General features: G+C 47.6%; 23 protein-coding genes and 3 pseudogenes. 17 read left to right on the top strand and 9 right to left on the bottom strand.

Annotated elements, in window-relative coordinates:
* The 4 genes and pseudogenes from QN395_RS10465 to thrC all read left to right on the top strand — a co-directional run.
* Window positions 1-394 (top strand): annotated as a pseudogene (locus tag QN395_RS10465) (hypothetical protein); the annotation flags it as partial.
* A complete protein-coding gene (locus QN395_RS10470) occupies window positions 394-675 on the top strand; it encodes a hypothetical protein (protein WP_323492010.1) in 282 nt (93 codons plus the stop codon). The pseudogene QN395_RS10465 and the gene QN395_RS10470, both read left to right, overlap by 1 nt.
* Before the next feature lie 15 nt (window positions 676-690).
* Window positions 691-1,626, top strand: coding sequence for a formate dehydrogenase accessory sulfurtransferase FdhD (gene fdhD, locus QN395_RS10475; RefSeq protein ID WP_323492009.1), 936 nt, complete (start codon window positions 691-693; stop codon window positions 1,624-1,626).
* Between the two features lie 212 nt (window positions 1,627-1,838).
* Window positions 1,839-3,299 carry a threonine synthase gene (gene thrC, locus QN395_RS10480; RefSeq protein WP_323492008.1) on the top strand — a complete coding sequence of 487 codons (1,461 nt, stop codon included), beginning with the start codon at window positions 1,839-1,841 and terminating at the stop codon, window positions 3,297-3,299.
* Window positions 3,300-3,473: 174 nt separating this feature from the next.
* On the opposite strand, the gene QN395_RS10485 is transcribed toward thrC, so the two are convergent.
* Together QN395_RS10485 and QN395_RS10490 are read right to left on the bottom strand one after the other, a co-directional pair.
* On the bottom strand, window positions 3,474-4,388 hold the full coding sequence (locus QN395_RS10485; RefSeq protein WP_322118800.1) for an EamA family transporter: 915 nt from the start codon (window positions 4,386-4,388) through the stop codon (window positions 3,474-3,476).
* 65 nt (window positions 4,389-4,453) lie between these two features.
* Window positions 4,454-4,687, bottom strand: coding sequence for a DUF1272 domain-containing protein (locus QN395_RS10490; RefSeq protein WP_323492007.1), 234 nt, complete (start codon window positions 4,685-4,687; stop codon window positions 4,454-4,456).
* A gap of 115 nt (window positions 4,688-4,802) precedes the next feature.
* On the opposite strand from QN395_RS10490, the gene QN395_RS10495 reads away from it, so the two are divergent.
* The 8 genes from QN395_RS10495 (at window position 4,803) to pip (ending at window position 12,178) form a co-directional block, all read left to right on the top strand.
* Window positions 4,803-5,345 (top strand): NUDIX hydrolase, encoded by a 543-nt coding sequence (locus QN395_RS10495; protein WP_323493104.1) that lies wholly within the window; start codon window positions 4,803-4,805, stop codon window positions 5,343-5,345.
* Window positions 5,346-5,681: 336 nt separating this feature from the next.
* A complete protein-coding gene (locus tag QN395_RS10500) occupies window positions 5,682-6,074 on the top strand; it encodes a VOC family protein (protein WP_323492005.1) in 393 nt (130 codons plus the stop codon).
* A gap of 510 nt (window positions 6,075-6,584) precedes the next feature.
* Window positions 6,585-8,306, top strand: a complete 1,722-nt coding sequence (leuA, locus tag QN395_RS10505) for a 2-isopropylmalate synthase (RefSeq protein ID WP_323492004.1) — start codon at window positions 6,585-6,587, stop codon at window positions 8,304-8,306.
* Window positions 8,307-8,482: 176 nt separating this feature from the next.
* Window positions 8,483-9,706 (top strand): gephyrin-like molybdotransferase Glp, encoded by a 1,224-nt coding sequence (glp, locus tag QN395_RS10510; protein ID WP_323492003.1) that lies wholly within the window; start codon window positions 8,483-8,485, stop codon window positions 9,704-9,706.
* Window positions 9,707-9,809: 103 nt separating this feature from the next.
* Window positions 9,810-10,067 (top strand): molybdopterin converting factor subunit 1, encoded by a 258-nt coding sequence (moaD, locus tag QN395_RS10515; RefSeq protein WP_323492002.1) that lies wholly within the window; start codon window positions 9,810-9,812, stop codon window positions 10,065-10,067.
* A 5-nt stretch (window positions 10,068-10,072) separates the two neighbouring features.
* Window positions 10,073-10,522, top strand: a complete 450-nt coding sequence (gene moaE / locus QN395_RS10520; RefSeq protein WP_323492001.1) for a molybdopterin synthase catalytic subunit MoaE — start codon at window positions 10,073-10,075, stop codon at window positions 10,520-10,522.
* A gap of 183 nt (window positions 10,523-10,705) precedes the next feature.
* A complete protein-coding gene (gene crcB, locus QN395_RS10525; RefSeq protein ID WP_323492000.1) occupies window positions 10,706-11,098 on the top strand; it encodes a fluoride efflux transporter CrcB in 393 nt (130 codons plus the stop codon).
* Between the two features lie 120 nt (window positions 11,099-11,218).
* Complete coding sequence (gene pip / locus QN395_RS10530; protein ID WP_323491999.1) at window positions 11,219-12,178, top strand: prolyl aminopeptidase; 960 nt, start codon at window positions 11,219-11,221, stop codon at window positions 12,176-12,178.
* A gap of 65 nt (window positions 12,179-12,243) precedes the next feature.
* Here pip and QN395_RS10535 read toward each other — a convergent pair whose 3' ends face one another.
* From QN395_RS10535 to QN395_RS21620, 3 genes and pseudogenes are all read right to left on the bottom strand, one after another.
* Window positions 12,244-13,098 (bottom strand): hypothetical protein, encoded by an 855-nt coding sequence (locus QN395_RS10535; RefSeq protein ID WP_323491998.1) that lies wholly within the window; start codon window positions 13,096-13,098, stop codon window positions 12,244-12,246.
* A 22-nt stretch (window positions 13,099-13,120) separates the two neighbouring features.
* Entirely contained in the window at window positions 13,121-13,678 is a 558-nt protein-coding gene (locus QN395_RS10540; RefSeq protein WP_323491996.1) for a hypothetical protein, read from the bottom strand.
* 15 nt (window positions 13,679-13,693) lie between these two features.
* A pseudogene (locus QN395_RS21620) lies at window positions 13,694-14,062 on the bottom strand (FRG domain-containing protein); the annotation flags it as partial.
* A 253-nt stretch (window positions 14,063-14,315) separates the two neighbouring features.
* Between QN395_RS21620 and QN395_RS21625 the strand changes: the two are divergent.
* Together QN395_RS21625 and QN395_RS21630 are read left to right on the top strand one after the other, a co-directional pair.
* Window positions 14,316-14,465, top strand: a pseudogene (locus QN395_RS21625) (type II toxin-antitoxin system CcdA family antitoxin); the annotation flags it as partial.
* A 31-nt stretch (window positions 14,466-14,496) separates the two neighbouring features.
* Entirely contained in the window at window positions 14,497-14,562 is a 66-nt protein-coding gene (locus tag QN395_RS21630) for a hypothetical protein (RefSeq protein WP_369124344.1), read from the top strand.
* A gap of 111 nt (window positions 14,563-14,673) precedes the next feature.
* Here the strand turns inward: QN395_RS21630 and QN395_RS10550 are convergent, their stop codons facing one another.
* A complete protein-coding gene (locus QN395_RS10550; protein WP_322118813.1) occupies window positions 14,674-15,528 on the bottom strand; it encodes a MoxR family ATPase in 855 nt (284 codons plus the stop codon).
* Between the two features lie 318 nt (window positions 15,529-15,846).
* Here QN395_RS10550 and QN395_RS10555 point away from each other — a divergent pair, with 318 nt between their 5' ends.
* Together QN395_RS10555 and QN395_RS10560 are read left to right on the top strand one after the other, a co-directional pair.
* A complete protein-coding gene (locus QN395_RS10555) occupies window positions 15,847-16,179 on the top strand; it encodes a c-type cytochrome (RefSeq protein WP_322118814.1) in 333 nt (110 codons plus the stop codon).
* 26 nt (window positions 16,180-16,205) lie between these two features.
* Window positions 16,206-16,562, top strand: a complete 357-nt coding sequence (locus QN395_RS10560; RefSeq protein WP_322118815.1) for a cytochrome c — start codon at window positions 16,206-16,208, stop codon at window positions 16,560-16,562.
* Between the two features lie 68 nt (window positions 16,563-16,630).
* Here QN395_RS10560 and QN395_RS10565 read toward each other — a convergent pair whose 3' ends face one another.
* Complete coding sequence (locus QN395_RS10565) at window positions 16,631-17,059, bottom strand: DUF1841 family protein (RefSeq protein WP_322118816.1); 429 nt, start codon at window positions 17,057-17,059, stop codon at window positions 16,631-16,633.
* Between the two features lie 184 nt (window positions 17,060-17,243).
* Here QN395_RS10565 and QN395_RS10570 point away from each other — a divergent pair, with 184 nt between their 5' ends.
* Window positions 17,244-17,825, top strand: coding sequence for a malonic semialdehyde reductase (locus QN395_RS10570; protein WP_322118817.1), 582 nt, complete (start codon window positions 17,244-17,246; stop codon window positions 17,823-17,825).
* Between the two features lie 278 nt (window positions 17,826-18,103).
* On the opposite strand, the gene nth is transcribed toward QN395_RS10570, so the two are convergent.
* Entirely contained in the window at window positions 18,104-18,751 is a 648-nt protein-coding gene (gene nth / locus QN395_RS10575; protein ID WP_322118818.1) for an endonuclease III, read from the bottom strand.
* A gap of 38 nt (window positions 18,752-18,789) precedes the next feature.
* Window positions 18,790-19,464, bottom strand: a complete 675-nt coding sequence (gene rsxB, locus QN395_RS10580; RefSeq protein ID WP_322118819.1) for an electron transport complex subunit RsxB — start codon at window positions 19,462-19,464, stop codon at window positions 18,790-18,792.
* Window positions 19,465-19,582 lie beyond the last annotated feature (118 nt).

Below are 19,582 nucleotides of genomic sequence, written 5' to 3' on the forward strand. Positions count from 1 at the left end.
CAAACAAGAAAACCAATCGCAACAGTGGCCACACCCATGCTCGACTTTACTGGTTTGGGTATTTTGCAAGAAGCTCAATAAAGAAGACATCGCAGAATTAGGGATGAAAGTCGGTGATTGGGTTGATCTGGAAAGCTTGTGTGACGACAAAATTCAGCGTCAGGCAAAACGTTTCATGCTCGTAGAATACAATATCCCACGTGGTTGCCTTGCCGCTTATTTCCCTGAAACTAATAATCTAATACCGTTATCCAGTTTTGCGGACTTCGCTCGGACACCGACTTCTAAATCGATCCCAGTGGTATTGACGCCGCATACAGCTAGTCAAAATTCATCTGAGAGCAAGGCAGTAAGCAAGCCGCAGATGGCATCGGATGCGGTAAGTCACGTTTGATGAGTAATGATTTAAATGATGCTTCGCTCGCTGTTTCTATTGATCTGATCGAAGCCTTATTACTAGAGTTAGCTGCACAGAGCGAGCCAGTGTCACTGGCTCGTTTGAGTAAGCGTCTACGTGTGCGCCAAAGTAGCTTATTGCGTTGTATCGCTTATTTAGGTGACCAGGTCATAGGTACGCAAGCTGGCCCAGGTTTAGTTCAGGTTCAGCAAATCGATGACCGTACTCTCTGCTCTTTGACCGAAAAAGGTCGTATGGCTTGTGCGCAGCAGGAATAAACTAGACATAAAAGTATGAGCCAAGAAATTGAGCATGCCTATCGCGAAATGTCGGTCTTGCGCCATAGCGCAAATCAGAACGATAGTCCTGTGTTACCTACGCCGGACCAGTTGGCAGAGGAAATTCCCATCGCCTTAGTCTTCAACGGCATCTCACATGCGGTGATGATGGCTACACCCTTGGACCTGGAAGACTTTGCTGTCGGTTTCAGCCTGGCCGAACAAATCATTGATCACGCCAGTCAAATTTACGATATCGAATGCATTAATAATGACGCGGTAGGTCAATCGGCAAATACTGTTGGCGTAGAAGTGCGAATTACCATCGCCAGTGAATGCTTTGTCCGTCTTAAAGATAAACGGCGCAGCCTGATTGGCAAGACTGGCTGTGGCGTATGTGGTTTAGAAAGTCTGAATGCGCTCGATCTTAATATACCGACCCTTATACCTGCCATTATGCTTGGCAATGCGTCTGCCAGCAACGGCGATATTCAACCGGAAACTCGTTTAGATAAGCAAGCTTTGCTGAAGGCTTTCGACTCACTAAAAAGTAAGCAACCCATCAATGCCATCACCGGTGCCATGCATGCTGCCGCCTGGGTAGACATGGCGGGGACCATACAAATGGTAAGAGAGGATGTCGGGCGCCACAATGCCTTAGACAAACTGGTTGGCGCATTAGCGATTGATTCCAAATCCAATCTCAGCACTAAAAGTAAGTCGATCCAGCTCCCTGGTTTTGCCATCATGAGTAGTCGTGCCAGTTATGAATTAGTGCAAAAATCTGCACGCGCCAATATCGCTATTCTCGCCACAATTTCTGCTCCAACAGCATTGGCAGTGCGGCTCGCTGAGCAGGCCGGGATGTGTCTTATAGGATTCGTCAGGCAGAAAAATTTTGTCGTGTATTCGCATCCCGAAAGATTGTTACTGATCGATAATGCCGAATAAATAGCAATCACATGGCAGTTTTGACCAAATTTGCGCAGGTTTTTGAGTGTTAAGAACGATATAATAGAGAGAATATTTGTCTAAGGGCATTCTAAAGGCGTTTCGCTGATTGCTCTTAGCACACGCTCTTGGTACATTTTCTGCGACATTCTCAGCTATCCATCAAATTACATTCAAATTCCTCCAACTTAGTCTCTTAAAATCAATTATTTATGCAATACGCCTCAACTCGCGGACATGCCGCAAGCCCCCATTTTTCTGAAATCCTGTTAGGCGGTCTGGCTCCTGATGGCGGTCTATATCTGCCTAAAAGCTATCCGCAAGTCACTAGCGATGAACTCAATGCTTGGCGCGAGTTGTCTTACGCTGATCTGGCATTTGCCGTACTCAAAAAATTTGCCACTGATATTCCAGAGGATGATCTCAAAGCGATTACCGACAAAACGTATACTGCCGATGTTTACCGCAATGTCCGCGACGGCGAAGACGCCAGCCAGATCACACCTTTGCGTGTGTTGGAAGACAAGGTCGGTCGCAAACTACTGTTACAAGCCTTATCAAATGGCCCGACTCTGGCTTTTAAGGACATGGCGATGCAATTGCTGGGCAATTTGTTTGAATACACGCTGACAAAAAAAGAGGCTGAGTTAAATATTTTTGGTGCGACCTCTGGTGACACTGGCAGTGCGGCGGAATACGCGATGCGTGGCAAAAAAGGCATACGGGTTTTTATGTTATCGCCGCATAAAAAAATGAGTGCTTTTCAGACTGCGCAAATGTTCAGCCTGCAAGATCCAAATATTTTTAACATCGCTGTCGAAGGTGTTTTTGATGATTGCCAGGACATGGTTAAGGCAGTTTCTAACGATCTTGAATACAAAGTCCGTCAAAAAATCGGTACCGTCAATTCCATCAATTGGGCGCGTGTTGTTGCCCAGGTGGTGTATTACTTCCGCGGTTATTTGAGCGCCACTAGCAGTAATGATCAAAAGGTGTCGTTCACAGTCCCGTCGGGTAATTTCGGCAATATCTGCGCCGGCCACATCGCCCGTATGATGGGCTTGCCAATTGCCAAATTAGTTGTGGCAACCAATGAAAACGATGTGCTTGATGAGTTCTTCCGCACAGGCATATACCGCGTGCGTAAATCGGCAGAAACCTGGCATACCACTAGCCCGTCAATGGACATTTCCAAAGCCTCCAATTTTGAACGCTTTATTCATGATCTGTTAGACGGCGATAGTGCGCGTTTAGCAGCCTTATTCCGTAAAGTAGAAACACAAGGCGGTTTCGATTTATCCGGCAATCCGGGCAGTGATGGTGATGAATTTAAAAAGATTGCGCGCTTTGGTTTCGAGTCAGGCAAATCCGTTCATGCTGATCGCCTGACTACCATACGTCAGGTAGAAAAAAATTACGGCATCACGGTAGATACACACACCGCAGATGGCATCAAGGTCGCTCTTGAACGTATAGAGCCAGGCATCCCGATGATCGTATTAGAAACCGCCTTGCCAGCGAAGTTTAACGAGACGATACAAGAAGCGTTAGGGCGCGATGCAGAGCGTCCAGCCGGGTTCGAAAATATCGAGGCTTTGCCGCAGCGATTTGAGGTAATGACAACCGATATTGAAAAAATGAAAGCCTATATCGCAGGTCATACAGGTTTGTAGAGCCTGTTGTTTTCATCCATAAAAAATCCAGAGATATTATTCAACATCTCTGGATTTTTTTATGGGTAATTTTTGCATCCTCCAGTATATATGCGGCCTCTGGCACGATATTGGCCTAAGAGCCGCAGAATCATTGGACGATCTAAATTTGGATTTTTATTGATAAATTCTGATTCAGCTCGCAAACAAAACGCGAGTACGCTCTAGCAAACGTGCACCAAATACATTGATCAGCAAGCCACACATCACGATCAGCGCCCCCACAATTTGCAAAGGCCGCAATGCCTCACCAAGCAAAATCCAGGCGGCAGTCAAACCAATAACAGGCACCATTAAGGTCAGCGGCGCCACCATATGCGTGGGCAGACTAGACAATAAGCGCCCCCATAAGGTGTAGCCAATCAGCGTTGCTGCCAGCGCCAGATACACGATCGTCAAAGCAGAAGACAGACTCATATTGCTTAGGCTATGCGCAATCACATCGGGACCTTCAAAAATGAGCGACAGCAAGGCGAAGGGAATAATCGGGATCAAAGCACTCCACGACACCAGACTTAATACCGCGGTCGGGCCAATTTTTTTATTGATCACATTGCCGCTGGCCCAAGAGAAGGCGGCGCAGATCGTCAGCACAAAACCCAACAAACTCACCTGACTGCCAGAACTTGCAATACTAGCGCTACCAAGAAGTATCAACCCCGCACTAGCGATCAACATACCAATCAAATTGCTCGCGCGCAGCTTGTCACCAAACACGATGGCAGACAGACCGACCGTAAAAAATGCCTGCGCCTGTAGCACCAGCGAGGCTAATCCAGCAGGCATGCCAACTGCCATGGCCGAGAACAAAAAAGCAAACTGACCAAGGCTAATGGTCAAAGCGTAAGCCACCAGCAATTTAAACGGCACCTTAGGTCGTGGCAAAAATAAAATCGCAGGAAAGGCCACCAGCATAAAACGCAGTGCGCCCATCAAAAATGGCGGAATCCCTTTCAAACCAATCTTAATCACGACAAAATTCATTCCCCATAAACAGACAACAATCAATGCTGTTATTAAATGACGAGTGGTGAGGACGTTTTTAGACATGAAAATAGATCTGCATGGAGTGAATAGGAAGTCGTCTTGACCAGAGCTTACAATAAAGCCATCGATCAGTTAACGGGTCTGTGTACACGTTCTTGTGAGGCTGGATATTTGGTCAATTTATTCGCTGGTCGGATTGGTCTGGCGACCAGATTACCTCCGCAATTGGGGCAGATATTCTGGTACACCTGATCAGCACAGTTTGCACAAAATGTGCATTCAAAAGTGCAGATACGAGCCTGCTGGGAATCGGGAGGTAAATCACAATCGCAATGCTCGCAGTTAGGACGAAGTTGTAGCATGTTTTTTCTGATGGATGTGTTTATGGTGAAAGTAGAATATCACGCATAGTTCAAAAAAACTGATCATAATACTTGTCCGATCAAGCCCCGTTCATTGAACAAATTACTGAAGACTATGCGCCAGCAAATCCGAGACGAAATTTTGTCTATTTCCCCTTTCGACGCTTTGGAGCGTGATGATATTTCTCGTTGCCTGACATGGATAGACTCCGGCGTTGAATTATGCAGAGCAATAAAACCGGCCACACCTCCAATGCACCTAGTGTCTTATTTTGTCGTAATAGATGATGGGTATGTCCTGCTGGTTGACCATCGGAACGCCAAGCTATGGCTACCGCCAGGCGGCCACGTAGAACAAGGTGAACACCCTCGCGTTACGGTTGGTCGAGAATTAGAGGAGGAGCTAGGTTTTGTCGCGTCGCATCCAATTGAGGCCCCTCTATTTGTGACTATAACTGCGACTGTTGGGCTTACGGCTGGACACATAGATGCCTCGTTATGGTACGTACTTCGTGCCAGCCGGCATCAAAGCATTAAGTTTGATGAACGGGAATTTGAGGACATTTGTTGGTTTCCGTTTAACGAAGTTCCGTTTGAGCGTGCAGACCCGCATATGAAACGATTCCTGGCCAAATTGGCGATTAGCGAGAAAGTTTAGTCAAGGGCTTTCGTGATATCTTCCAATGCCGCAGCTAACCAAAAAATCATCATAAGGTCGGAAAATATTATCAATCTTGTTTGTCCGGCTGGATTGTTTTTGCGTACGCGTGACGCTATGGCTGCTCGGCAAAATTGCCTCCATGTTCCGACTTAGATCGACTGTTTTGTATGCCCATCGTCTATACGTCGCTGTTGTTTGTATTGGTTGAATAGACCGACGGTATCAACCGATACCCTGGCTATGTTTCTTTTCGGTTCCCGGAACATTCTCTCGCTTGTAAAATATCAATAATTAAACCAGAATCTATTCCACATAACCGAAAAAACATAAACCATGTTTTCCCACATCTCCATCGGCATCGCCGACTTCCCAAAAGCATTGGCGTTTTATTCTGCGTTGATGGGTGTACTGGATTTGCAATTGAAATTCTGTGATCACGACAAACCTTGGGCTGGTTGGATGTCTCCGCTTGCTGCTCGTCCTTTGTTGGTAATCGGCCGACCTTTTAATGGTGAAGTTGCTACTCCGGGTAATGGGCAGATGACTGCTTTATTGGCTTCCGACCGTGCTACAGTTGATCGTGCTTATCAAGTCGCTTTGGCGTCTGGCGGTCGTTGTGAAGGTGCTCCTGGCTTGCGGCCTGAATATCATCCCAATTACTACGGTGCCTATTTCCGTGATCCTGACGGCAATAAGCTGTGTGTTTGTTGTCATGAGCCTTTGTAGGTAGTTATAAATTGGCACCGCTCAAACACAAGGCCAGTATTAAGTAATTTCCGACATTGTTGTAGTCCGCTATTGACAGCCACGCGCATCGTCGCCTACATTAGTGGCATGTATTCCGCAAAAACTCATTCTCTACTAGCTTTATCGCACGGCGCTGGCACTCTGCTAGCGCTGCTGCTACTAGCTGCGCTACTACTAAGCGCTGCTCAGTAATTCTCCCTAGCTGTTGTTGTATCCCTCGGTGCTGCTGCACCAAATCCAAACAAAATAGTCCGACGTTGTAGAAAGCTGGCATATGCACTTTAAGTCCATACTCGTAACGCTCATCTCTGGCGATGTCATCGCTGTGATGATCTTTGCGCGTGCGCTAGCTCTGCTACCACTACCGATCGGTTACCTGGCCTAGTGTTCCGTGGCCGTCAGGTAGCCTGGTGCCACAACAGAATTTCCCCCGATTCAAGATTTTTGCTTCACCCAAATTCACCCGCATTGACCAAAATAGGACTCATCATGATGTTGACTAATCCAGCAGCAAAGTACCGCGCTTTCCCACCTGTGCAATTGACTAACCGTACCTGGCCTGACAAGGTCATTACCCATCCGCCGATTTGGATGAGTACAGATTTGCGCGATGGTAATCAGGCTTTGATCGAGCCGATGAGTCCTGAGAAAAAATTGCGATTCTTCGAGATGCTGGTGCAGATCGGTTTGAAAGAAATTGAAGTCGGCTTTCCATCCGCATCACAAACGGATTTTGATTTTGTCCGCAAGCTGATTGATGAAAATCGTATTCCCGATGATGTCACGATCATCGTATTGACCCAGTCACGTGATGAGTTAATCCGTCGTACTGTGGAGTCAGTTATCGGCGCAAAGCAGGCGATTGTGCATTTGTATAATTCCATCGCACCAGCCTTCCGCCGTATCGTTTTTGGTATGTCGCGTGAAGAGATTAAAGCCATCGCCGTCAACGGCACCAAGCTCGTTAAAGAACTGGTCGCACAACATCCAGAGACCAAATGGGGTTTTGAATATTCGCCAGAATCCTTTAGCCTCACTGAACTCGATTTCTCAAAAAATGTGTGCGATGCCGTGTCGGAGGTCTGGCAACCAACACCGTATAACAAAATGATTTTTAACTTGCCATCCACTGTTGAGTCAAGTACGCCCAATGTGTATGCCGATCAGATCGAATGGATGCATCGCAAATTGGCGCGTCGCGATTCCATCATCATCAGTGTGCATCCACACAATGATCGCGGTACGGCAGTTGCCTCGGCCGAGCTGGCTGTGATGGCGGGTGCGGATCGCGTTGAAGGCTGTTTGTTTGGTAATGGCGAGCGTACCGGCAATGTTGATTTGGTGACTTTAGCATTGAACCTTTACACCCAGGGCGTGCATCCAGGTCTCGATTTTTCTGATATTGATATGGTGCGTCAATGCGTTGAAGACTGTAATCAATTGCCGGTGCATCCACGTCATCCTTATGTCGGTGATCTGGTATTTACTGCTTTCTCTGGCTCACATCAGGATGCGATCAAAAAAGGTTTTGCCCAACAAAAACCAGATGCGATTTGGGAAGTGCCGTATTTGCCGATTGACCCTGCGGATTTGGGTCGCAGCTACGATGCAGTGATCCGTGTTAATAGTCAGTCAGGTAAGGGCGGCGTTGCCTATTTGCTGGAGCAAGATTACGGATTGTCTTTGCCACGTCGTTTGCAAATTGAATTTAGCCGCGTCGTACAAGCAGTAACCGACACCAGCGGAAAAGAAATTGTTGCCAGTGATATCTATGCCGTGTTCAAAAAAGAATATCTGGATCAGTTGGCGCCGTATGCTTATGTTGGTCATCGCATGAGCGAAGACACCGCACAAGCCGAATCAGTGCAGATTGAAGTAGACATCACAGAACATGGTAAGAAAAAAACCTTGAAAGGTCATGGCAATGGCCCGATTGATGCCTTTGTAAATGCAATAGGTATCGACATCAAATTGATGGATTATCACGAGCACGCAATTACCTCGGGTGCTGACGCTCAAGCGGCCTGTTATGTGGAGTTACGGGTAGAGCAGGGTGCGACTCAGTTCGGTGTTGCGCTGGACGGCAATATCGTCAGAGCGTCTTTTAAAGCGGTGATTGGTGCGATCAATCGTAGTGTGAACATCAGCAACAAAGTGACAGAAATTGTCGCGGATAAAGATCAGCCCATCGCTATCAGTAAGGCAGCGTAGAGTTGCGTAGGCGTACACGGGATACATAACCGGCATGTAAGCGGTTTTGATCCTCACTGGTCACAGTTTGTGCGCTGCACATCGCTATGATGCAGCGCCAAATGGTGCGGAAGGCTACAATGTTGAGCAAATTACTCAACACTCTTTCGTACTATTCCGCGATGATCGACAAGGCTATGACTGAAAAAAAACCGATGCTCAGCGTCGCCCAAGCGCTTGATTTTTTATTGAGTGCAGCGCGACCTGTGACTGAGACTGAAATTGTCTCCACGCTAGAGGCCAATGGTCGCGTGCTGGCGCAGGCACAAAGTTCCTTACTGCATGTGCCGCCGATGGACAACACCCAAATGGACGGCTATGCCGTGCGCGCTGCCGATTGCGTCGGTGGCACTGCGCAACTGCGCGTGACCCAGCGAATTCCTGCAGGACATATCGGGCAACCGCTGGCTGCCGGGACTGCGGCCAGGATTTTTACAGGGGCGATGATACCTGACGGTGCTGATGCCGTTGTCATGCAAGAGCAATGCAGTCTGGATGGCGACATCGTGACAGTAGCCCATGCGCCTAAGCCAGGTGAATGGATACGTCGGCAAGGCGAGGACATTCAATCCGGCGCCACGATTTTGCCAGCAGGTACTCGCCTGCGCGCGCAAGAACTCGGTTTAGCGGCCTCAGTCGGTCTGGCAACCTTGCCTGTGGTGCGCAAACTCCGGGTAGCGATATTTTTTACTGGCGATGAACTGGCAATGCCAGGCGAAGTCTTAAAGCCCGGCGCGATCTACAATTCCAACCGCTTTACCTTAACGGGCTTACTGCAAAATATGGGCTGTAAGATCACCGATTACGGCATCGTGCCTGATAATTTGCAATCGACCCGCGACACCTTACGGCTGGCCGCACAAACGCATGATCTGATCATTACCTCTGGTGGTGTCTCGGTCGGCGAAGAAGATCATATTAAGCCCGCAGTAGAGGCAGAAGGTCGCCTCAATATGTGGCAGATCGCGGTCAAACCCGGTAAGCCATTGGCTTTTGGTGAAGTTCAATCAGCTTTCTTCTTAGGTTTGCCTGGCAATCCGGTCTCCAGCTTCGTCACGTTTTTATTATTTGTGCGTCCGTTTATTTTGGCGATGCAGGGCGTGACTGATATCGCAACAAATATTGCGCCGCAATCGTATAGGATGCGCGCCGATTTTGAGTGGCCCAAACCGGATCGCCGCAACGAATTTTTACGCGTTAAACTGAATCAGTCAGACGGGCTGGATCTGTTTACCAACCAAAGCTCAGGCGTACTTACCTCGACCGTTTGGGGCGACGGTTTGATCGACGTGGCGGCAGGGCAGGCGATTGCAACAGGCGATTTAGTGCGCTTTATTCCGTTTACCAGTTTGATGTCGTAATACGGTCGGTGGCGCAATTCATAATGCAATGGACGCCGTCGCTTTCAGCGTCAATTTTTTCTCTCGTTAGTCATCCCATAAGTTAAGCAGTTTTAGCTATTTTATGAAAATTCAATTACGTTTTTTTGCCAGCATCCGCGAAGCACTTAATACCTCGGAAGAGACGGTCAATTTACCCGCAGAAGTTAAAACCATCGGCGATGTCCGTCACTGGCTAATCGCTCGCGGTGATGTTTGGGCCGACGCTCTGGCTGAAGGACGTGCCTTGCGCATGGCCTACGACCAGCAGTTGACGGATGCCGATACCTTGATCGAAGACGGTGGCGAGGTCGCGTTTTTCCCCCCTGTGACTGGCGGTTGATCGCAATGCCTATCTTTGTACAAACCGACGATTTTGATGTCAGTACCGAACTGGCCAAACTCCGTTCAGGCAACCCTGCCATCGGTGCCATCGTCAACTTTGTTGGTCTGGTGCGCGATCTGAATGACGGCTTGGATATTCATGCCATGGAGTTGGAGCATTATCCCGGCATGACCGAAAAATCCTTGGAGCAAATTGTTCAGCAAGCCCACGCGCGCTGGCACTTGCTGGACGCTTTGGTGATCCACCGGGTCGGTTCGCTCAAGCCTTTGGATCAGATTGTGTTGGTGGCAGTAGCATCGGCACACCGAGGCGAAGCTTTTGCCGCCTGCGAATTTGTGATGGATTATCTGAAGACGCAGGCACCGTTTTGGAAGAAAGAGCAAACCCCGCAAGGCGTACGCTGGGTCGATGCGCGGGAGACGGATGATAAGGCGCTGGATAAGTGGAAGTAAGAGAGACTTAGCGCCATTAAATTAATACTGGTAATGAGTATATTTTAATCGTCCAGACAATCATTGGACGATAAGGCATATTTAGTAAAAATAATGGGGAGTATATGCTTTTCTCTCCTGCATTCATTCTCACTTACTTTTGTATTCACCTGCTTTAACTCTCACCAACCTTGATTGCTCATAATGATGAACGTCCTCAGTTTTCTCGCAGTCGGTCTGGGTGCTGCCCTTGGTGCCTGGCTGCGCTGGGGCTTGGGCATCTGGCTTAACGCCACGCATCCATCCTTCCCCATCGGCACCTTACTTGCCAATCTCGGCGGTAGTTACATCATCGGATTATCGGTCGCGTTTTTCTCCGCCAATCCCCATCTGTCGCCCGAATGGCGTTTGCTGGTGATTACCGGATTTTTGGGAGGACTGACGACGTTCTCCACTTTCTCGGCAGAGTCCATGGCGCTATTACAGCGAGGCGATTATGCGACTGCCTTATTGCACACCAGCCTGCATTTGTTTGGTTCTATTTTGTTGTGTTTCGCCGGATTTGCCAGCTGGCGTGGATTGACTCATTTATCCTGAAATATGGTATTTATAGGGGAGTATGTTCCAATTTATACCTTTATGTCCAGATAATGATTGGACGATTAAAAATACAACCCCCTAGTATTTATTTTCTATTTAACCTGATTGCACTCACTTATGACTAACTTATCACTGTTCCCACCAATAGAGCCCTACAAAACCGGCAGCTTGCAGGTCGATGAATTGCATACCCTGTATTGGGAAGAATGCGGCAATCCCGACGGGCAGCCAGTCCTGTTTTTGCATGGAGGACCGGGCGGTGGCACCTCGCCTACGCACCGGCGATTTTTTGATCCGGCGCATTACCGCATCGTCCTGTTCGATCAGCGCGGCGCTGGCAAATCGACTCCGTTAGGCGAATATCGCAACAACACGACACCGCTCCTGATCGACGATATTGAAAAAATTCGCGTCATGCTCGGCATCTCCGAATGGCTAGTCTTCGGCGGATCATGGGGCTCCACACTGGCACTGGCTTATGGCGAAGCGCATCCGGAACGCTGCCTCGGTTTCATCCTGCGCGGCATCTTCTTGTGCACCAAGGCGGAAGTCGATTGGTTCGTCAACGGCATGGGCAATTTCTATCCCGAAGTACATCAGCGCTTTTCCGACGCCATCCCCGCCGAAGAGCGCCACGACCTGCTGCAAGCCTATGTAAAGCGCCTGTTTTGCGACGACCCGGCAATCTATATGGAAGCCGCACGCAACTGGAGCCGCTACGAAGGATCATGCCTGTTCCTAGAGCCGCAGACACAAGCGATTGAAGACTTTGAATCCGACGTAGTCAGCCTCGGCATTGGCCGTTTAGAAGCGCACTACATGCTGCACGGCGCCTTCATGGAAGAAGTCCAGTTGATTCAGCAAATCAGCAAAATCCAGCACCTGCCAGCCGTCATCGTGCAAGGTCGCTACGACGTCATCTGCCCACCAATCTCAGCCTACCGCCTGCATCAGGCCTGGCCAGAAGCGGCTTACCACGTGATTGGCGATGCAGGGCATGCTGCGATGGAGCCGGGGATTGCGAGTGCGTTGGTGAAGGCGACGGAGGATTTTAAAACTGGTGGGCGGTTTTTTTAGGGAATTCAATTTTGTGAGCTAGATCGAATTTGCTCCATGGCAATGCGTAACTAGTTGAAGTAAAGCTAATCGGACTGCGTAGCTTCTTGCGCAGGTTCGATCGACCGTAGGGTTTGAAGATATTCCCAATGAATATCCAACCATTCAAATACCGCCGCCAAGCGCAATGAGAAAAGCGCTGAGTTATCGCGTTTCTTTTCTAAAATTATTCCCGCGGGATAAGCGATATCAAAACCATCCGTGGTTGGATTATAGTCGGTAACTTTCTGCAGCAAGCCGCCGCTAATCCCGTGAAGATCAGGAATGTCCGCGTGAGTACGCGCTCCTTGAATCTGGCCGGTTTTTGTTAAGCATGTTGCAATGTGGTATCGCTCGCAAAAATTCTTATATGGAAATGACCGCGCGCTAACGTCCGTGACGGTATAACGCATACCTTCGGATCGGAACTCTCCAAGAATTTTTGCTGTTTTATTAACCGCCTTTGTATTCCTTGAATGGGGGAAGCCAATTGCCTGAAACAATGGTGAGGGAACTGAATTGCCAGCCAGATACTTATCAATCGTTATGAATTTATCCAGAATGCAATCCTTAACAAGCCCTTCTGGGAGAGGGATAGCCGCCAAATCGAGAGGGTCATCATCCCTGCTCGGAAATATTGAGCAGTCTGAAAGAAATGCGGGAAGCCCTCCGACTTCGTAGAACGTTTTCTCGAAATATATGAATGTCTTTTCTCCTTTTAGGCTCTCCATGACGTGTGCAGCAGTTATGAAAAACATTTGGGTACGGTGCATTACAAGTACTGCGCTACCAACGGATTGGTATTTTTTTTTGTCGTTATTATATGAATAGAAAGGTATTACTGAATCGCTGTACATGGGTTTTTCTAATGTTTGAATTAACCGGTCTGCGCGGCTTTTCACGCATGTCCGGTTGAATGATGGGTTATACCTTTGTGTTATCCAGCGGAGGCGGCACAATATCTCTGAAGTATGAAAATTTCGGATTGTAGTTATATGCGTTTTTTACATCTAACGCCACACCATCAGCGCTATCGTAGAGGTTACCTCCCGTTATGTTCATCAATTCTAAACGGGTAAATACATCTGAAGTCGCTGCTTGGTTTATGAATATTTTCGTAAGTATGGGCTTGCCGGGTCTTGTTTCCACACCGTTAAAGAAGGAAGTCTCTACTTTCTTTTCTATGTAGTCTTCAAGGTCTACTAAGCCCATATTCCCATAACAAAGCGTGTCGTAAATAAAGCAACCTAGCTGCCGTTGCATTCGTTTGTTAGAACGTCCAGGGAATGGAATGAATTGTAGACAATTTGTGGGAAATCCGTTCTTGAAGTCTTCAGCCTTGGTATATTGAAATTCATGGATCGCTTTATAGTATTTATCGATGCTGTCCATCGAGTTGTGAATTTCTCTCGCCAATGCTTCTGCGAGTTGCTTAATGTTCAATGCGTAGACCACAGAATATGCCGCTTTTTCCCTTAGCACTCGTGTCCCATTGAACGCAAAAAACAATGCGACGTAAGGAGAGTAGGAAAAATCTAAGCAAGGAGTTGGGACGCCATGATGTCTCCCATGCTCCAGTGCTTCAAATCTGTTCGTGTGATCAAATGAATCGATGCCCAGTTTTTCTAAGCCAACTCTGTACGCTGTGAGCGCTTCATCAATATCAGACTTCCAATCTTCATGAGGGGTTGAACAGTGCCTTTGCCAAGTGTTTACGAGACGGTATGAACTATTTTCATGTCCCCGGAATACGAAAGTATCGTTTGGCTCATGAGCCAGTGCCTCAAGAAATGCAATTGCTCCTTTTGCATTTTGAAAACGTTTTGTGACTATACTTATAATTTTGTCATAAAGGCATAACGTGATTTAATTTTCTTTTTGCAATAATAACCGTCCGAGGAAAAATAGCAAACTTGCTCTAGATATCGTGAAACGCTGATGAACGCTAGATATATTTGGTTGTACTGATTAAATGCACAGTATAACCAAATACACAAAAACACAAAAACATCACACCTACAAAATCACGTTTATCAGTTCAACATCACATCTTTATAGGCAGAAGCCACGTGCATGATTATGTCTAAATACTGATCTGCAACTGAATATAGAGTAAGCAATGTCAGCTTTATACGATCAAAATGCACCCAAAAAAACAACAAACCTGAGCATCAATAGTGATTTTCTCAAACGTGCTGGCGACTTGGATATTAATTTTTTCAGCATCTTAGAAGTGGCGCTGATTAATCAAATGAAGTTGAAACAGGCTGAACTTTGGTTGGCGCAAAAACCGGAATGCTATTACTGCACAAAACGAATCCATAGACAAGGGCGGCGTGTTCAGCGATGGTCTTCGGAGTTTTTGATGTCTCAGTTCATCGTTGATGAAAATAAAAATCCGTAAATTGATTGGCGCTGCTGCCACGGCAATTAATTGATGCAGTGGCAGCGCAATGGCAACATATTGCGGTAAATTTTTAGCGGTTGTTCCGCGACATAAATACCAGACGTTCGAACAGATGTACGTCTTGCTCGTTCTTGAGCAAGGCTCCGTGCAGTGGCGGCACTGCTAGTTTGTTGTCTTTGCTGCGCAGTGCTTCTGCCGGGATGTCTTCTGCCAAAAGCAGTTTGAGCCAGTCGATCAGTTCTGATGTGGATGGTTTCTTTTTCAGACCACTGACTTCGCGGACTTCATAAAAAGTTTGTAGCGCGCTGGCGAGCAGATCGCTTTTTAATTTTGGGAAGTGGACATCGACGATTTTTTGCATCGTCTCTTTTTCCGGGAACTTGATGTAATGGAAAAAGCAACGACGCAGGAAGGCATCGGGCAATTCTTTTTCGTTATTTGATGTGATGATGACCAACGGGCGATGTACGGCGCGCACCATTTCGCGGGTTTCGTAGACATAGAATTCCATGCGGTCTAATTCGCGCAGCAAATCGTTCGGGAATTCAATATCTGCTTTATCGATTTCATCAATCAGCAAGACGACTGGCTGATCGGCGGTAAATGCTTGCCACAAGACGCCTTTGACGATGTAGTTGTGGATGTCTTTAACGCGCTCGTCACCTAATTGCGAATCGCGCAGACGCGATACGGCGTCGTATTCATACAAACCTTGTTGCGCTTTGGTGGTGGATTTAATGTGCCACTGCAGGAGCGGCATATTGAGTGCCGCCGCGACTTCTTCTGCTAGCATGGTTTTGCCGGTGCCGGGCTCACCTTTGATCAGCAATGGGCGTTGCAGGGTGAGGGCGGCATTGACTGCCAGTTTCAAATCATCGGTCGCGACATAATTTTGTGCGCCATCAAAGCGGGTAGGCTGTGTCATGGTCTGGTCGGATTCAGTGGTTTATAGGGAAGTGGTCTAGTTGGAGCAGATTGATCATTAGCTTGTTGTTGTGCAACAGCGATAATTGAGTATAAGCGAGAACGCCATTTGTTGTGAACGACTGTTCTATTTTTGCTGCTGTTGCCTAAGGCTAGATGGTCGCCTGAGCTGCTGTCTGTCGTTTTTATTACGTAAAAACGTTCAGAAATTGGTAGTTTATGTGTGGCAAGCGCGCTATTCATAGGCAAATTGCAAGGTAATCAGCTAAAATGCTGCTTTGGATTAACCCGCCCTTTAGATCATTCACTCCTCGATAATATGAAAAAATTGTTCACACAGTTGTTCGCAATTCTCACCCTGGTGAGTGTCGCCCAGGCTGCTTCTGCGGCAGATGTGGTTGGCAATGCCAAGGCCGCTGAAAATAAAGTCGCTATGTGTATTGGTTGCCACGCTATTGCTGGTTATAAGGCAACTTATCCTGAAGTTTTCCAAGTGCCGATGATTGGTGGTCAATCTGCCAAGTACATCGAAAGCGCTTTGCAAGCGTATCGCAAAGGTGACCGCAAGCATCCAACGATGCGCGGTATTGCTGGCAGCATGTCTGATCAAGATATTGCTGATTTGGCGGCTTATTACTCAATGCAAAAATAAGTATAAAAATAAGAATAGGAGCCATTATGAAAAAATTCACTTTATCGGTTTTGTTGTTGTCCGCTATCTCAGGAACGTCAGCCAGTGCTTTTGCGGGTGGCGATATTGCAGCGGGTAAAGCTGCTACTGAAAAAGCAGCGTGTTTTGCTTGCCACGGTAAGGATTACAATTCGCCAATCGATCCAACTTATCCAAAATTGGCTGGTCAGCATCAGGATTACATCGCTCATGCGTTAAAGGCGTATCAGCATGGTGTCAATGCACCGAATGGTCGTGGCAATGCGATCATGGGTGGACAGGCAAAAGCCTTGTCTAATACCGATATCGAAAACATCTCCGCATATCTGAGCAGCTTGCCCGGTAGCCTGGTGATGAAGAAATAAGTATCGTCTGTTTGCTTGATGCAAAAAAAAAGCCACGGTCGTCGTGGCTTTTTTTGTGTGAGATTGGATCAGCGTGCGCGTTGATTTAAAGCGTCGATATACGCCGCACCGTCGGGCGGCATGCCTGTGCGTTGCGAAGTCCAGATCATTTCGCCCAGACACTCCATGATCTGATGATGGGCGTCATGTTCGGAGTTGGTTTTTTGCGCCAGACGCTGAAATGCGAACCGCACGCCTGCAGGTTGATCTACCGAGATTTGTTCGCTGATCGTTAAGTGCATGGACAAATGCAAAAAGGGATTCGTCTCTCCTTGCATCACGCTGTAATCGGCGGCCAAGGCGGAATCCAGATCACTAAATACCTCGTGGTATTCAGGATGCTGATTGATCCAGTCGGCGGCAATACTTTCGAGCGGGGTTAAAATTTCTCTTGCATGAGATTTGCGGTGAGTCTCGCAAAAAAAGCGGCGTACATCGTCTTGGCTTGGGGTGAACATGGCAGGCAATAAAATCGAGAATGCCCTTATTGTACGATTATTTGAGTTTGTCGAATTGAGGTTTGGTCTGGAGTATCATTCGCCAGCCATAGGACGCTTCAGAAAGCGCTTCGATACCGCAGCCAACACTGGACTGCCCACGTGAGCTTTCGCTGTGCTTTTATCGATCAACAGGAGAAACACCATGCTGACTACCGAACATCTGGATACCTTATTTACCAAAGCCCGCACCCATAATGAATGGCTGGACAAGCCTGTAAGCGACGCTCAATTGCAGCAGATTTATGATTTGATGAAATGGGGCTCGACCTCGGCAAATTGTTCACCCGCACGTGTGATTTTTGTTAAAAGTACAGAAGAAAAAACCAAGCTACTCGCTTGCATGGCACCAGGCAATGTGGAGAAAACCAAGACTGCGCCAGTGTCCGCCATCATCGGTATGGATATGGCGTTTTATGAACAACTGCCAAAGTTATTTCCGCACGCGGATGCACGTTCTTGGTTTGTCGGCAATCAGGGTTTGATTGATGCGACGGCATTTCGCAACTCGTCATTACAAGGCGCTTATCTGATGCTGGCGGCACGGGCAATCGGTTTGGACTGCGGCCCGATGTCGGGTTTTGATCCGGATAAAGTCAATGCGACCTTCTTCGCTGGCACGGAGGTCAAGGCCAATTTCATTTGCAATCTTGGTTATGGCGATATCGCAAAAGTATTTCCACGTTCGCCACGTCTGGATTTTGAGGAAGCTTGCAAGATCGTTTAAAGCGTTATTGACGCGGTCAATATCTCGGCTGTTTTTTTGTGGCGAGAAAAGCGCAAGAAGCACATTTAACAATGTGGTTTCTGCGTTTTTTTGTGGGTTAAATAAAATACCCTTGGGTAGTATATTTATATTGTCCAATTAATCATTGGACAATCAAGGTATTTTTATGAAAATAATAGGGAGTATGTGGAAGCGTATAGCCTTGCGATGGCATCATTGATCGATGTCGTTTCTATCCGCGATCACTTCCTTCCCTGCGGCTTCCGCCTGGTTGAGCTTTAAGCGCCTTTGGGTAACGGTGTCTTATGTTTGTAGTCGCATAAATCAGCAATCATGCAATTCCAGCATTTGGGTGTGCGTGCCAGGCAGGTATAGCGCCCATGCAAAATAAGCCAGTGATGCGCATCGAGTTTGAATTCTGTCGGGACAAATTTGAGTAATTTTTCTTCGACAATATCGACGTTTTTGCCCGGCGCGATGCCAGTACGATTACTCACACGAAAGATGTGCGTATCCACCGCAATGGTTGGCTCACCAAAAGCGGTGTTCATCACGACATTCGCCGTTTTTCTACCGACGCCTGGCAATGCCTCTAATGCAGCACGTTCTTTGGGAACTTCACTGTGATGTTCTTCAATCAAAATGCGGCAGGTGGCGATAACATTTTTAGCTTTGGTGCGAAACAAACCGATGGTCTGAATATAAGGAATTAGACCATCGACATCCAGCGCCAATATTTTTTCTGGCGTATTAGCCACCGGATACAGCTTGCGCATGGCCTTGTTGACAGACACATCGGTGGATTGCGCCGATAGCAATACGGCAATCAAGAGCTCAAACGGACTGGTGTATTCCAGCTCAGTGGTTGGATGCGGATTTTGCTCTTTAAAACGGCTGAAAATAATCTGGCGTTTGGCTGCGTTCATGTCGGGTCTGGATTTGTATTTTGATCTGAGCTTAGGACTTAGTTTGACTCTAGCTTTTTAAGGCGTGCGCGTTCTATCGCAGCAGTGATGATGGCCTTTTTGCGATCACGATCAGCGATTTGTTCCGGAGTTAGCGTGGGTTCATCCATCAAGGCGTTTAACTTAGCCGTTGCTTTGGAGGCGAGTCTGTCGTCATTTTCTTGTTGTTCTTTTTTGAGTCTATCCTGACGGAAGTGATACGCCTTGCGCGACTGATTTGCCTGCTCTGGCGACCATGCGTCCCAGCCAGTCTTGCCCGGCGTAAGCTCGACCATGCTGATGCAGTCAACCGGGCAGGGCGCGACGCACAGATCACATCCAGTGCACAACATCGGCAATACCGTGTGCATCTGTTTGGCCGCGCCCATGATGGCGTCGACCGGGCAAGCCTGGATACAGAGTGTGCATCCAATGCAGTAGGCTTCATCAATTAAGGCAACAGGTCTTGGCCTTTCGTGTCCGTGGCTGACATCCAGGGCAATCACGGGCTTGCCGAGTAAGTTGGCTAAGCGCCGTATGCCTTCCTGGCCGCCGGGTGGGCATTGATTGTAATTGGCGCTGGCATTGGCGATCGCCTCGGCATAAGGGCGGCATGCTGGGTAACCGCACTTAGTACACTGAGTTTGCGGCAATAGATCTTCTATTTGATCGGCAAGATTGAGTATGGGAATCACAAGCTGGAAATGTTTGCATCAACGGAAGCACTCATTATCCGTCTAAATACGATGCACATAAAAAAATAATCAAATAATCAGAATCGATTTTGAAAAGACTAAAAAATCCGGCAAGTAT

The sequence above is a fragment of the Undibacterium sp. RTI2.2 genome, assembly GCF_035018705.1.
Lineage (GTDB): Bacteria > Pseudomonadota > Gammaproteobacteria > Burkholderiales > Burkholderiaceae_D > Undibacterium.

Bases quoted from the DNA above. Each gene is read 5' to 3' on its own strand.
- QN395_RS10470 (WP_323492010.1), top strand. From the start codon at position 394: ATGAGTAATGATTTAAATGATGCTTCGCTCGCTGTTTCTATTGATCTG.
- fdhD (WP_323492009.1), top strand. From the start codon at position 691: ATGAGCCAAGAAATTGAGCATGCCTATCGCGAAATGTCGGTCTTGCGC.
- thrC (WP_323492008.1), top strand. From the start codon at position 1,839: ATGCAATACGCCTCAACTCGCGGACATGCCGCAAGCCCCCATTTTTCT.
- QN395_RS10485 (WP_322118800.1), bottom strand. From the start codon at position 4,388: ATGTCTAAAAACGTCCTCACCACTCGTCATTTAATAACAGCATTGATT.
- QN395_RS10490 (WP_323492007.1), bottom strand. From the start codon at position 4,687: ATGCTACAACTTCGTCCTAACTGCGAGCATTGCGATTGTGATTTACCT.
- QN395_RS10495 (WP_323493104.1), top strand. From the start codon at position 4,803: ATGCGCCAGCAAATCCGAGACGAAATTTTGTCTATTTCCCCTTTCGAC.
- QN395_RS10500 (WP_323492005.1), top strand. From the start codon at position 5,682: ATGTTTTCCCACATCTCCATCGGCATCGCCGACTTCCCAAAAGCATTG.
- leuA (WP_323492004.1), top strand. From the start codon at position 6,585: ATGATGTTGACTAATCCAGCAGCAAAGTACCGCGCTTTCCCACCTGTG.
- glp (WP_323492003.1), top strand. From the start codon at position 8,483: ATGACTGAAAAAAAACCGATGCTCAGCGTCGCCCAAGCGCTTGATTTT.
- moaD (WP_323492002.1), top strand. From the start codon at position 9,810: ATGAAAATTCAATTACGTTTTTTTGCCAGCATCCGCGAAGCACTTAAT.
- moaE (WP_323492001.1), top strand. From the start codon at position 10,073: ATGCCTATCTTTGTACAAACCGACGATTTTGATGTCAGTACCGAACTG.
- crcB (WP_323492000.1), top strand. From the start codon at position 10,706: ATGATGAACGTCCTCAGTTTTCTCGCAGTCGGTCTGGGTGCTGCCCTT.
- pip (WP_323491999.1), top strand. From the start codon at position 11,219: ATGACTAACTTATCACTGTTCCCACCAATAGAGCCCTACAAAACCGGC.
- QN395_RS10550 (WP_322118813.1), bottom strand. From the start codon at position 15,528: ATGACACAGCCTACCCGCTTTGATGGCGCACAAAATTATGTCGCGACC.
- QN395_RS10555 (WP_322118814.1), top strand. From the start codon at position 15,847: ATGAAAAAATTGTTCACACAGTTGTTCGCAATTCTCACCCTGGTGAGT.
- QN395_RS10560 (WP_322118815.1), top strand. From the start codon at position 16,206: ATGAAAAAATTCACTTTATCGGTTTTGTTGTTGTCCGCTATCTCAGGA.
- QN395_RS10565 (WP_322118816.1), bottom strand. From the start codon at position 17,059: ATGTTCACCCCAAGCCAAGACGATGTACGCCGCTTTTTTTGCGAGACT.
- QN395_RS10570 (WP_322118817.1), top strand. From the start codon at position 17,244: ATGCTGACTACCGAACATCTGGATACCTTATTTACCAAAGCCCGCACC.
- nth (WP_322118818.1), bottom strand. From the start codon at position 18,751: ATGAACGCAGCCAAACGCCAGATTATTTTCAGCCGTTTTAAAGAGCAA.